The 12,659-nt window shown below is 66.6% G+C and carries 10 protein-coding genes; 6 read left to right on the top strand and 4 right to left on the bottom strand.

The genetic code is table 11. The features are described 5' to 3' along the window. The first annotated feature begins 106 nt into the window (after positions 1–106). Both G6N77_RS04550 and G6N77_RS20280 read left to right on the top strand, forming a co-directional pair. Positions 107–1,486: an alpha/beta hydrolase gene (locus G6N77_RS04550; RefSeq protein ID WP_165180838.1), complete on the top strand. Its 1,380-nt coding sequence runs from the start codon at positions 107–109 to the stop codon at positions 1,484–1,486. Continuing rightward, the gene (locus G6N77_RS20280) at positions 1,483–4,050 is read left to right on the top strand and encodes a DUF2156 domain-containing protein (RefSeq protein WP_165180837.1); all 2,568 of its coding nucleotides are present in this window, start codon (positions 1,483–1,485) and stop codon (positions 4,048–4,050) included. The genes G6N77_RS04550 and G6N77_RS20280 overlap by 4 nt, the downstream gene beginning before the upstream one ends. A 92-nt stretch (positions 4,051–4,142) precedes the next feature. On the opposite strand, the gene G6N77_RS04540 is transcribed toward G6N77_RS20280, so the two are convergent. The 3 genes from G6N77_RS04540 to nucS form a co-directional block, all read right to left on the bottom strand. Next, positions 4,143–4,346 (bottom strand): cold-shock protein, encoded by a 204-nt coding sequence (locus tag G6N77_RS04540; protein ID WP_165180836.1) that lies wholly within the window; start codon positions 4,344–4,346, stop codon positions 4,143–4,145. A gap of 116 nt (positions 4,347–4,462) precedes the next feature. Further along, positions 4,463–5,707 (bottom strand): N-acetylglucosamine-6-phosphate deacetylase, encoded by a 1,245-nt coding sequence (locus tag G6N77_RS04535; RefSeq protein WP_165180835.1) that lies wholly within the window; start codon positions 5,705–5,707, stop codon positions 4,463–4,465. A gap of 35 nt (positions 5,708–5,742) precedes the next feature. Next, a complete protein-coding gene (nucS, locus tag G6N77_RS04530) occupies positions 5,743–6,438 on the bottom strand; it encodes an endonuclease NucS (RefSeq protein ID WP_165180834.1) in 696 nt (231 codons plus the stop codon). Between the two features lie 74 nt (positions 6,439–6,512). Here nucS and G6N77_RS04525 point away from each other — a divergent pair, with 74 nt between their 5' ends. Continuing rightward, complete coding sequence (locus tag G6N77_RS04525) at positions 6,513–6,869, top strand: ATP/GTP-binding protein (protein WP_165180833.1); 357 nt, start codon at positions 6,513–6,515, stop codon at positions 6,867–6,869. Between the two features lie 10 nt (positions 6,870–6,879). Continuing rightward, positions 6,880–7,671, top strand: coding sequence for an alpha/beta hydrolase (locus G6N77_RS04520; RefSeq protein WP_165180832.1), 792 nt, complete (start codon positions 6,880–6,882; stop codon positions 7,669–7,671). Positions 7,672–7,686: 15 nt separating this feature from the next. Here the strand turns inward: G6N77_RS04520 and G6N77_RS04515 are convergent, their stop codons facing one another. Then, complete coding sequence (locus G6N77_RS04515; protein ID WP_370875205.1) at positions 7,687–9,072, bottom strand: AI-2E family transporter; 1,386 nt, start codon at positions 9,070–9,072, stop codon at positions 7,687–7,689. Between the two features lie 253 nt (positions 9,073–9,325). Here G6N77_RS04515 and G6N77_RS04510 point away from each other — a divergent pair, with 253 nt between their 5' ends. Then, entirely contained in the window at positions 9,326–11,599 is a 2,274-nt protein-coding gene (locus G6N77_RS04510) for a hypothetical protein (RefSeq protein WP_165180831.1), read from the top strand. An 80-nt stretch (positions 11,600–11,679) separates the two neighbouring features. Continuing rightward, positions 11,680–12,615, top strand: a complete 936-nt coding sequence (locus G6N77_RS04505) for a tetratricopeptide repeat protein (protein WP_165180830.1) — start codon at positions 11,680–11,682, stop codon at positions 12,613–12,615. Positions 12,616–12,659: the final 44 nt, after the last annotated feature.

Here is a 12,659-nt window from a genome sequence, read left to right as displayed (position 1 = left end):
CGGCCTGCACATAACATTCTTTCAGTTTCCTCTCAGCGGCCATGGATAAAATTGCGTTGTTGCCCGTCGAAAACCGCGGGATTTGTTGATAAGGGCAAGTGATGACGTGTTGAAGTGGATTTACGCACAGAGCCTGGCGACCGGCGTTATTCCCGCAGTTGCCTTGGGTCTGGGTGTACTTGCCCTCGCGTTCCTGCTGATCCGCCGCTCGCGGCGCTGGTGGCTGTTCTGCGCCATCACTGGCGTGTTGAGCGCGGCTGCAGCCACGGCCCTGGGCTGGGCGGTCATTTATGCCTGGTACTGGTGGCCTGAGGACCTGCCGGCCACTGTCATCATCTGTGTGGGCTTCGCGTTGTGGGGCCTGGTGCTTGGGCTTGCCACGGCGCTTCTCGGGTTGCAAAGGCTGATTCGGGGGAATGGTGGAGCGCGCCTTGGCCAGCACGACGGCGGCGCACCCCGTGGGTCCACGGCCTCCACGCCACGCCGCCTGGTCGCCGTTGCGGCGACGCTGGCGATCGTGTTTGCCAGCGCGGTCGAGATCAATGCGTACTTTGGCGAGTTTCCAACCGTTGGAAGCCTGGTTCATGGTTCGCCTGCGTTGGCCACGGGCATTCCGCACTTCCTGCAAAAGAAGGACATAGTCCGCTATCGCACGGAACCAGCCGCGGAGTCATGGATCCCGCCCAAGGCCATGGTGACCGCTGGCCAGTTTCGTTCTGTGGCCATTCCCGGCAAGGTGTCCGGTTTTCACGCGCGCAACGGGATCGTCTACCTCCCCCCGGCCTACTTTACGAAGAACCCGCCCGTTCTCCCCGTCGTCGTGCTGGTGACCGGACAGCCGGGATCGCCGGGGGACTGGCTGCAGGCCGGCCATCTGGGCCAGGCGCTCGACAGCTTCGCCCGCGCCCACAAGGGGTTGGCGCCCGTGGTGGTCATACCCGATCCCAACGGGGCGCAGGAAGCCAACACGATGTGCATGAATTCGGCGCTCGGCAAGGTGGACACCTACATGTCGGTGGACGTGCCCAATTGGATCACGTCCACGCTGAACGTTGACACCAACCACAAGCATTGGGCCATTGCAGGCTTTTCCTATGGCGGCACCTGTGCCATGCAGATGGTGACGCGCCACCCCTTCGTTTACCCCACCTTCGCCGCCATCTCATCCGAGTTGGAACCTGCCCTGACAGCGAACAGGGCTGTCACCGTTGAGCGGGCCTTCCACGGCAACACGGCAGCATTCAACGCGGTGGTGCCCATGACCTTGTTGTCCGAGCGCAGCTACCCCGAAATCCACGGCTGGCTGGCCACCGGTGCCCAGGACGCCCGCTACACCAATTACGCCGTCGCGCTGGAAAGGGCGGGTGCCAGGGCGGGGATGAAGCTGGAACGCACCACCTTCCCCGGCGGGCACTCCTGGATCATGGTCACCGAGGCCATGCCTTCCGCATTGTCCTATCTGGGCACCCAGTTGGGCCTGCAGTGATCGCAGCGTTGGCGGGCTGGGTCCGGCGCACCCCCTTCGCGCTGGCAATGCTTGCAGGTTCAATTGTGGTCCTTGTGGCGTCGGAGACCGTGTGGCGCCACCAAATGGCAGCGGAAATTGCCTGGACCGGCTACCAGGCCGGTGACGTGTGGCACGGGGACTGGTGGACCGTCGCCACCACGGCCTTCCTTGCCGTGCACCCCGTTGCACTGCTGTTGTCCGCCGTCATACTGGTCGGCGTGCTGGGCCTGGCCGAAATCACACTGGGGACCTGGCGTACCGTAGTCATCTTCTGGGCAACCCAACTGGCCGCCGTCGTGCTCTTTACCCTGGTGGTGGAGGTGGGTGCGGCGCTCGACCTTGAATGGCTCGCCGACATGCGCCCGGCGACCCTCCTGGGACCCTACGCCGCCAGCGTGGGCGCCCTGATGGCAGCCAGCCGGATGATCAGCCTGCTGTGGCGGCGGCGGGTCAGGGCGCTGACCCTTGGGGCCGCGCTCATGCTGCTCCTCTATGTGGGCCACGCCCAGAACCTGTTCATGCTGCTGGGCGCCCTGGTGGGCCTGGTGATTGGCATGGCCGTGCTTCCGGCAAGGCACCCGATGCCGGTGGCACGCTCCACCAGCCGAGAGGTCCGCACCAACCTTGCCATCGTGGTGGCGGTCTTCGCCCTGGGCCCGCTTTTTTCCGCCCTGGCACACGTCCCTGTGGGGCCGCTGTCCAAGCTGCAGAACATCATCGTCAACCCGGTGCCGTCGGCCCTGCAGCTTGAAGGCAGCTGTAGCAGTGCCATCAAGGCCTGCAGCGACATCATGCACAGTGCCGGGATCCTCGGACCCGGAGGGCACCTCCTGGCGCTGGTGCCCATGCTGTTGCTGCTGGCGTGTGCGGAAGGCCTGCGCCGCGGAAACCGGATGGCGCTGTGGGTGGCCGTCTACCTGCACCTGGTCATTGGCGTCATGAGCGCCATCTACCTCCAGCTCTTTGCCGGCTTCGGCATGCCGCTGCTTCGCGGGCGCCGGGTGCTGAGCATCTCCTCCACTCTGTGGGAAGTGCTGCCCGTGGTGCTGGTGCCCTTCCTGATCGCGGCGCTGCTGCTCATTTTCCGGCGTCACTTCCACATCGACCCCAGCCCGGTCCTGCGCCGACGGACATTTGTGGTGATGCCGCTGCTGCTTGGCGGCTTCGTGGTGCTGTACGCCGCCGTGTGGTTCGTGGAGGGCAACGCATCCGGCCCGTATGGCTTCGTAGGGCTTCTGGCCGGGCTGCCTCGCATCCTGCTGCCGTATCCTTTCCCCTTTGGCTATGGTGCTTCCGTGTACCCCCATGGCCTGTTTTCAACGTTGCTGTTCAGCATGGGCGGCGCCGTGTTTTGGCTGGTGAGCGTGCTCAGTGTGTTTGGCCTGTTCCTGAGCCGCCGGGCCCGCGGCGCCGTCTCGGCGGACAGGGCTGCGGCCGCGGAGCTGGTGCGCCGCGGCGGGGACTCGCTGTCCTGGATGTCGCAGTGGCGCGGCAACAACTACTGGTTCAACGCCCGGGGCACGGCGGCCATCGCGTACCAGGCCCATGCCGGTGTGGCTGTCACGGTGGGCGGGCCGTTCGGGGACCCCGGCGAGTTTGACTCCGCCGCCGTGGAGTTCCTGGACTACTGTGCGGCGCAGTCGTTGGTGCCCTGCTTTTACTCCGTCACGGACGGCCAGTGGGACGTGCTTCAGGCGCGCGGCTTCAGGCGGGCACAGGTTGCCTCGGAAACGTTGCTGGACGTTGACAGCATGGAATTCAAGGGCAAAGAGTGGCAAAACGTCCGCACTGCACTGAACAAGGCCGCCAAGCTGGGCATCACCACCCTCTGGAGCCGGTACTCGGCCCTGACCACCGGCCAGCGGACCCAGATCCATGAAATTTCCGAGGAATGGGTCTCGGAAAAGCCGCTGCCCGAAATGGGCTTCACACTCGGTGGCGTCGAGGAACTCAAGGACGACGCCGTCCAGCTCTGCCTGGCGGTGGACGGCGATGGCCGCATCCACGGGATCACCAGCTGGCTGCCGGTTTACGAAGGCGGTGTGGAGAAGGGGTGGACCCTGGACTTCATGCGGCGCAACACTAATGCGTTCAACGGCGTCATGGAATTCCTGATTGCCCAGGCCGTGCTGCACTTCAAGGGCCAGGTGCCCACCATTTCCCTGTCGGGCACGCCGCTGTCCACCGAACCCGCACCGGAACACGCCGAAGTTTCGGAACAGGTGGCGCGGGGCGGGGAATCGGGTCCTGCCGGTCCCTCCGATTCGCGGCATTCCCCATCGGCTGTTGCGCAGCACCCCCTGGCCGCACTGGAGGGCACCTCGATGGCGCGCATCCTGGCCCTCGTCGGCCGCACCCTGGAACCCGTATACGGCTTTGCGTCGCTGGCGAACTTCAAGAAGCGCTTCCAGCCCAGGCACCGGACCCTTTACATGGTGTACCAGGACCCGCTTTCCCTGCCGTCCATTGGCCGTGCGGTGGGGGAGGCCTACATGCCCAACGTCTCCGTCAGGCAGCTGGCCAGACTGCTGCGAAAGGCCTAGGGCACCTCCCGGGCAGTGGCGCCAAGACAAAGGCACAAAGAAGACCCCCGGCATCGCTGCCGGGGGTCTTCTTTGTGCCGGAAGAGGGGAATCTAGAGCGTGGTCACGCCAGTGGCCTGGGGGCCCTTGGTTCCTTCGCCAATTTCAAATTCCACCCGGGCGTTTTCGTCGAGGGACTTGAAACCGTTGCCCTGGATTTCCGAGTAGTGGACGAACACATCACCGTCGGCATTGTCCGGGGTGATGAAGCCGAAGCCCTTTTCAGCATTGAACCACTTGACGGTTCCCTGTGCCATTGTTTCTCCTCAATCAACGTGCTGCTTTGCAAGAACAGCACTCAGCATGGCATGCATCACAAAGGAGGTCAACGAGGCACCGGCCGTTTCGCAATAATTATGGGCACAGCTGCCTGCTAGTTGAGCCAGGTGCCGGCCCGGAGCACGCGCTTGAGGCCCAATTCGGAGTCCACCACCAGGGCGTCGGCCCGCAGCCCGCGGCGCAGGGCACCCACCTCGTCCGTGAGCCCCAGCACTGCGGCTGGAACGGCACTGGCCGACAGGACGGCGTCGTGCAGCTTCACCCCGGCCTGCACGGTGCGGCGCACCACGTCCAGCAAGGTGGCGGTGCCTCCGGCAATGGAGCCCGTGGCGTCCAGCGTGGCCACGCCCTTCGTGACGGTTACGGGGGATGGCCCCAGCATGTACTGGCCGTCGGCCAGTCCCGCCGCGGCCATGGAATCGGTGACCAGCAGGATGTTGCCGGCACCCACCAGCGAAAACACCATTTTGACGGTCTCCGGGTCCAGGTGGGTGTTGTCCGCGACGAGTTCGACGGCGGCATGCCCGGCCGCCGCAGCCCGGAGGCAGGCCGCGACGGGGCCGGGGGAGCGGTGGTGCAGCGGCGGCATGCCGTTGAACAGGTGGGTGACGGTGGGGCGGCCCGAGGTACCGTCGAAGCCGGTGGAGTCCAGGCCCTCTCGGGCCTGTTCCAGGGAGTCCCAGGCCGTGCGGGTGTCGCACGCGGTGTGGCCCACGGAAGGGGTGATGCCGTGAGAGGTGAGAAGATCCACCAGTTCGTCGGCGCCCGGCAGTTCCGGGGCATATGTCATGGTGGCGATGTGTCCCTGCCCCGCCTCGATCAGCCGAGCCGCGAGTTCCACGTCGGGGTCAAGCAGGAAGGCCGGGTTTTGGGCCCCGCAGCGGGCATGGGAAAGGAACGGCCCCTCCAGGTGGATGCCGGCCAGCAGTCCCTCGCCGGTTAGTTTGGCGTGGACGCCGATCCCGGCCAACAGGTCCTCCGGGGACGCCGTCACCATGCTGGCCAGCAGGGTGGTGGTGCCGGCACGGTGCAGGAAGTCAATGGCCTTGCGGGCGGAGGATTCGTCGCCACTGGGGAAGTCCCCGCCGTTGCCGCCGTGGTTGTGGACATCCACCAGCCCGGGGAGAACATGGTGGCCCGCAGGCAGGGAAATCACGTTGGCGGCGTCAACGTCCTCGAACCCCGGTTCGTCAAAGTGGTCGGCGCGTCCGGCATACACAATTCTGTCCCCGGAGACGGCCAACAGCCCGTCCTGGACGATGCCGCGGTCCGTCGCGATGGATCCGTGGATGAGTTTCTTGGCGGGAGCCGGAGCGGCCGCGTCGTGGGGGGAAGTCATGCCCTTTAGTCTAGCGAGGACGGCGCGGCAGCGGCCTAGAAGAGTCGCGAGGCGCTGTCATCGACTCCGCGCATTGCGTCATAGTCGAGGGTCCTGCATTCAATCCCCCGGTCCTCGGCAAGCACCCTCGCCTGGGGCTTGATCTGCTGGGCGGCGAAGACGCCCCGCACGGGAGCGAGCAGGGGGTCGCGGTTGAGGAGTTCCAGGTAGCGCGTCAGCTGCTCGACCCCGTCGATGTCCCCGCGGCGCTTGAGCTCAATGGCCACGGTGGCGCCCTTGGCATCGCGGGCCAGGATGTCCACAGGGCCAATGGCCGTGAAGTACTCGCGCCGGATCAGCGTATAGCCGGTGCCCAGCAGTTCGATTTGGGCTGCCAGCAGGCGCTGCAGGTCCGCTTCCACTCCATCCTTGATAAGCCCAGGGTCCGTGCCCAGATCATGCGTGGACTCATGGATGTGCTCATAGATGTTGATGATGAGCTTGTCATCCTGCTTGGTGGACTGGACCACCCACTGTTCCAGCACGCCTTCTTCCAGCTCGCTGTCGGAGGCGGCCACGGTACGCAGGGTGGCCGGGGGGCTCATCCAGTTCAGCGGCTTGTAGGAGCCGCCGTCGGAATGGACCAGCACGGAACCGTCGGCCTTGACCAACAGGAGCCGGACGGCCAGGGGAAGATGGGCTTTGAGGCGGCCGACATAGTCGACGGAGCACTTGGCAATGACTAAACGCACGCCTTCCACAATAGCCGGTGCGGCGGTCCGCCCCGATTTGGCCCCGGGCCCGGCACCTGCGGCACAATGGTTGCATGCCCCGTTCAAACCATCCCCGCCGCCGAACGCCAGCCAACGGCGGAAGGACGGGTGGGAAGGCGGCCGGCGGGCCCGGGGCAGCAGGCGAAGAAGACCTGGACCTTGACCGCGCCCGCCTGGGCATTCCGCAGCGCGAATCGGCTCCGGACGGGGAATGGGCCGTGCGCACCATTACCGCCCGCAACGCCCAAAAGGTGTACACCTGCCCGGGCTGCCACCGCCCGGTCCAGCCCGGCACGCCCCACCTGGTGGTCTGGCGGGAGGACGATATGTTCGGTGCCGAGGCAGGGCTGCGGGACCGCCGGCACTGGCACAACAACTGCTGGCGCGGGCGCAGCTACTGGTACAGATAGGCTGGACACCATGGTTTTTGACCCAGCCCTGCTAGATTTTGCCGACCCCGGTGCCCCCGTGCCCGTCCGCGCGGCCACCATTCTCCCGGCCGTGAGGGAAAACATTGAGTTTACGACGGCGGACGGCCTCACCCTGCTCGGCGAGCTGGCACTGCCGGCCGACGGCGACATCCGCGGGACGCTGATCACCCTGCACCCCCTGCCCACCCACGGCGGATTCATGGACTCCCATGTGTTCAAGAAGGCTTCCTACCGGCTGCCTGCGCTCGCCGGGATTGCCGTGCTGCGCTTCAACACACGCGGCACGTCCTCCCCCCGGGGGACGAGTGACGGCGCCTTCAGCGATGGCGTGGGCGAGCGGGCCGATGTGGCCGCCGCCGTGCAGTTTGCGGTGGACCGCGGGCTGCCGAACCGATGGCTGGTGGGCTGGTCCTTTGGCACGGAGCTGGCCCTGAAATACGGTGCACTTGACCCGGTGGGCCGCCAGGTGGAAGGTGCCGTGCTGCTTTCGCCGCCGCTGCACCGCGCAGGCGACGCGGACCTCGCCTTGTGGGCCGCTGCCGGGAAGCCGCTGGCCGTGCTGGTGCCGGAGCTGGACGACTACCTGCGACCGGACGCGGCACGCGAGCGCTTCATGGCGGTTCCCCAGGCACGCCTGGTGCCCGTGGAGGGCGCCCGGCACTTGTGGGTGGGGGAGAAGTATGCCGCACGGGCCCTCAATGAGATTGCGTCCACTGTGCTGGGGCGCCCGGTGGAGCTGCCCACGGAATGGAATGGCCCCGTGGCGGCGCCCCCGGCCTGACACCCGCAGGACGTGTCAGTGCTTGTCCTGGCGCAGGATGAACACTTCCTTGACCAGCAGCATGACGGCGGCCGCCGTCGGAATGGCAATGAGGGCCCCCAACACGCCCAGGAGGCTGCCGCCGGCGATGACGGAGATGACGGCCACGGCCCCCGGCACGGCCACGGCCTTTTCCATGATCCGCGGGGAGATGAAATACGCCTCAAACTGCAGGTAGGCGAAGTAGCAGATGGCGTAAATGAGGGCCATCTGCCAGCCGCCCGTCAGGCTGACCGCAATGACCACCACGGCGGCAAGCATGCCCCCCACCAGCGGGATGAACGCCAGCAGGGCCACCACAAACGCCAGCAGGACGCTGAACGGGACGTGCAGGATGCTCATGACAATGAAGGCGAAGGTGGCGTTGAGCACTGCCACGCAGACCTGCCCGATCACGTAGTTGCCCACGCCCCGGGTGATCTCCTCACTCAGTTCCTCCACGCGGGCCCGCCTGGAGCGCGGTGCCAGGCGGTAGCCCCACTTCTTCATGGAGGGCAGCGACGCCAGGAAGTACAGGCTGAGGACTAGCACAATCAGGGTGCCGAACAGGCCGTTGGCGATGGAGGTGCCGACGCCCACCACGCCGCCAAAGATTCCGCCCACGGCCTGCGCGTTCTGGAAGAACTTGGCAACCTGCTGGTTGATGGTGTCGATGACGTGGTACTGGACGTCAAGTGTGCGGAACAGATCCGAGTTCAGGAAGTCGGTGATCCACCCCGGGGCCTTGTTCACCAATTGAGTGGTCTGCTCCACGATGGTGGGAATGAGGGTGGCGAAGAATATTGCCACCAGGCCCAGCAGCGCCGCCAGCACCAGCACTATGCCCAGCGGCCGCGGCACCCGGCGATTTTCCAGCCAGCGCACCACCGGGTCAAGGCCCAGGGCAATGAACATGGCAGTGACAATCCACAGCAGGAGCTGGGAGGTGTTGGCCATGATGTAGTTGAGGAACAAGGCAATGCCCACGCCCACGGTGCCCATGAAGCCGAAGTAAATGGGGTGCCGGAACATGCCTGCCGCGCTTGCCGCCCCCACAGCCGCTTCCTGGGCGCCGGCTTCCCCAAGCGCCGGCGGCTCCGATTCGGAAGGCAGGTCAAAGCGGACGCGCGGCTGGGCGCCTGGGAGCGGCTGGGTGAATTTCCTGACCACCCATGAGCGGACGCCCCCCGCAGCCTGGTGTGCGGCGGCCGCTTCGCCTGGGGCGCCGGCACCGTGTGCCTTGCCGGCCTTGTCGCTGCCCGCGGCAGCCGCCACGGGTTCCCCGCCAGTTGCGTCGGGCCGGGGCACCTGGGCCGAGGGTCCGGCGTCGTTATTCCCCGCTGCTGCGGGATCGGTGGCGTCTGGTGTTGGGGAGGGGCTCACGGAGGGCTGCCTTTGTGTCCGGGGGCGGGAGCGGGGCGTGGCCCCACCGGTAACTGGTGACTTGACATTATCAGCGCGGGCCGCGGCGGCAGCCCATTTGCCGCAGAAAGATGGGGCGCGCGGCCCGGTTCCAGGGGTGGCCGGCCATATCGCTGAGAGTGAGATTGGCCTCGCGGAAGCCCCTCTTAGATAACGGTTCGGTTACCCTTGAACAAACGATCAAAGTAGTTTTCCGCCGATGTTAGGTATGTACTTGCGTTCAAAGATTGCACTTGTCCTGGCCATTTTGGGCCTGGTCGTCCTCGGATTGGGGATTGGCCAGCGCACCGTATGGCTCCCGCCAGCCACCGTCACGGCCGGCGTGGAAGGGACTGTGGCGCCCGCTCCGCTGACCGTTATCGGGCCGGATGTGCTCGCAGCCAAGGGCGGCCAGTTCACGCTGACCATCAAGTCCACCGGCCCCATCCAGGTGGCCGTGGGGCAGCAGCGCGACGTCATGGGCTGGGTGGGCGATGCCGCCTACACCAACGTCACCGGCGTCAACGGCGATTTTTCCGCACTGACCACGGAAAGCAAGCAGGGCGCGCAAAAGGTTCCCAACCCCGCAGGCTCCGACATGTGGGTCAGCGAGGACAAGGCCAGCGGCGAGCTGTCCTACACCTGGCAGGCGCCGGGCCATGGCACCTGGGCGCTGCTGGTCTCCTCCGACGGGACCGCACCGGCGCCCACCAACATCACCATGACCACCGCCAATGACACCAGCACTCCCTGGGCCGTCCCGCTGATGATCCTTGGCTCGATCATGCTGGCCCTGGCCGCGCTGCTCTTTTGGATGTCTCCCCGAAAGCCGCGCAGCGCCGCCGTTGCGGCCGTGCCCGGACGGCGGGCAGCCGGCCGTGCGCCGACTGACTCGGCGACGGGCGCCGTCGAGGTGGAGAAGCTTGTGGCTGCCCGGCAGCAGGCGGCCAAGGCTGCGGCTGCGGCTGGGGCCGCGGCGAAGACGATCGCTGAGATCAACCGCGCCAACCCGCGTCCGGTGGAAGGTGCCGGCGGTACCTCTGACGACGGGGCTGCAGCCCCGGGGGAAGGACCCGCCGTCCCCGACGCCACAGTGGCGCTGCCGAAGACAGTATTTGAACCCCTTGCCGCGAAGGATGCCGACGGCGATTCGACCGGCGCTTCGGCCGCCGATGCTACCGACAGCTCGACCAGCGATGCGACCGGCGAGGCCACCGGCAAGGAGGCTGGCAAAAAGGCCGGCAAGGAGGCCGGCAAGGGTCGCGACGGGAACGACGACAATTTTGGCGACGGTACGGGCAAGCCTGGCGGCAAGCCTGGCGGCGCGGCTGACGGCGGCAAGCCCGGCGGCGCGGCTGATGGCGGCAAGTCTGGCAGCGCGGCTGACGGCGGCAAGTCCGGCGGCGGCGCAAAGGGCGATAATGGCGGCAAGTCCGGCGGCAAGAGGGGGTTCACCGCCCTTCGTTCCGCCAAGGCCCGGTGGGGTGCCGCCTTGGCCGCAGTCCTGGTGGCCGGCAGCATCGGCCCCGCCGTGGCAGCGGACCAGACCACCCCCGCACCCACCGGCGCGGCGACAGCCTCCACCAGCCCCACGGCGTCGGGATCTCCGACAACCAGCCCTGCCGCGACCCCGGGCCTTCCCGTGCTCCTGGACAGCCAGGTGCAGCGGATCGCCGCCGATCTTGCCACAGTGGTGTCCTCCGGGGACAGCGCCAAGAACGCCAAGGAGCTGGTCTCCAGGGTTGCCGGCACCGCGCTGCAGGTCCGCGAGGCCAACTACAAGATCCGCTCGAAGGTGTCCAGCCAGGCAGCCCTTGACGCCGTCAGTTCCACCAAGCTCCTTGCCAAGGTGGTCTCGACTGCGGATTCGTGGCCCCGTTCGGCCATGCTCGTCACCCAGGGCGACACCAACAAGCTGCCGCAGCTGTTGACCCTGGTGCAGGCCAGCGCCCGGGAGCAGTACAAGCTGGTCCAGGCAACACCCCTCCTGCCAGGGCAGACGTTCCCCGAGGTGGACAAGGAAGGCGCCGCCCCGGTTCCCGCTGCCGATGCCGCAGGCCTGCTAATGAGCCCCAAGGACGCCATTGCCGCCCTGACGGACCGGCTCACCAAGACGGACAGCAAATGGAAGGCGTCCTTCAAGGACAGCGTGTACATCTCGTCCGTGGACTCCTACCAAAAGAAGGCCCTGGCCGACGCCAAGGATTCCACCGTGGTATTCACCCACACGCCCGATCCCAAGGCGACCATCGCCTTCCGAACGGCCGACGGCGGCGCCATGGTGGTGGTGTCCTCAACGTTCGGAATTGACTACACCACCAAGTCCGACGCCACGAACAACCTCACCGACAAATCCGTCATAGCATTGGCTGGGGGCAGCGAGTCCAAGAAGGGCTTTGTGGTCAGCTACGCCGAGCCCGTGGTCATGTACATCCCGCCGGCCGGGGCAGGCACCCAGATTGACATCTTCTCGGCCAACAACTTCCTGGTCAGCGCCAAGATCAAGTAGCGCCGGGCCTTATCGGCGGCAATTTTCGTCCGCGGCGCGAGGCAACGCGCCGCGGGCACAGCACAAGTTGGAGTGAATCAATGAGCAACCCCAGTTCCACGCCCGCCAACCCCCTGCCGGGGATCAACCTGCGCGGCGCCGTCGACCTTTCCGCCCTGAAAAACCGGGCCACGGCACCTGCGCCCGGCCCGGGATCGCCCTACGCGGTGGACGTCAACGAACAAAGCTTCCAGGAATTCGTGGGGTTGTCCCAGACTGTGCCCGTGGTGGTCCTGCTGGGATCGGCGCGCTCCAATCAGTCAGCCATGCTGGCAGGCGTGCTGGAAAAGCTCATGAATGACTTTGGCGGCAGCCTTGCCCTGGGACGGGTCGACACGGACACCAGCCCCGGCATTGCCCAGGCGTTTGGAGTGACGGCGGTGCCCACCACGGTGGCCCTCATCAAGGGCCAGCCCGTCCCCTTGTTTGAGGGGGACATGCCGGAGGACCAGATCAAGTCGTTCCTGGATGAACTGCTCAAGGTGGCGGCCAGCAACGGCGTCACCGGCAATCTCGGCGGCGCACCGGATGCACAGGCCGCGGAGGAGCCGCCCCTTCCGCCGCTGCACCAGGCGGCCCATGACGCCATCGAATCGGGGGACTTGGCGGCTGCGCAGGCAGCCTACGAGAAGGCCCTGGCGGAGAAACCGAACGACGCCGACGCCAAGGTTGGGCTGGCACAGGTGCACCTCATGCGCCGCGCGGCAGACATTGACGTGGCTGCCGCCGAGGTGCTGAGGGCGCGGGCCGCGGGCGATGCCGACGACGTCGAGGCGCAGCTTGCCGTGGCGGACCTGGACGTGACGGGCGGGCACGTTGAAGATGCCTTTGCCCGCATTGTCTCCTTCATTTCCCTGCACTTTGGCCCCGAACGCGAAACGGCGCGCGTGCGGCTGCTGGAGCTTTACGAGGTGGTCGGCGTTGCGGACCCCCGCGTGAGCGCCTCCCGCCAGGCGTTGGCGCGCGCGTTGTTCTAGGCGGCGAAACGGGCACCCGTCCTGCCCGGGCCGCCCGCCCCAAG

It is taken from the genome of Arthrobacter silviterrae, assembly GCF_011045165.1.
Lineage (GTDB): Bacteria > Actinomycetota > Actinomycetes > Actinomycetales > Micrococcaceae > Specibacter > Specibacter silviterrae.
This window is presented reverse-complemented; position numbering and strand designations above follow the sequence as displayed.

Excerpts from the sequence above, each read along its gene's own strand:
- G6N77_RS04525 (WP_165180833.1), top strand. The coding sequence starts at position 6,513 with ATGCCCCGTTCAAACCATCCCCGCCGCCGAACGCCAGCCAACGGCGGA.
- G6N77_RS04505 (WP_165180830.1), top strand. The coding sequence starts at position 11,680 with ATGAGCAACCCCAGTTCCACGCCCGCCAACCCCCTGCCGGGGATCAAC.
- G6N77_RS04540 (WP_165180836.1), bottom strand. The coding sequence starts at position 4,346 with ATGGCACAGGGAACCGTCAAGTGGTTCAATGCTGAAAAGGGCTTCGGC.
- G6N77_RS04535 (WP_165180835.1), bottom strand. The coding sequence starts at position 5,707 with ATGACTTCCCCCCACGACGCGGCCGCTCCGGCTCCCGCCAAGAAACTC.
- G6N77_RS04520 (WP_165180832.1), top strand. The coding sequence starts at position 6,880 with ATGGTTTTTGACCCAGCCCTGCTAGATTTTGCCGACCCCGGTGCCCCC.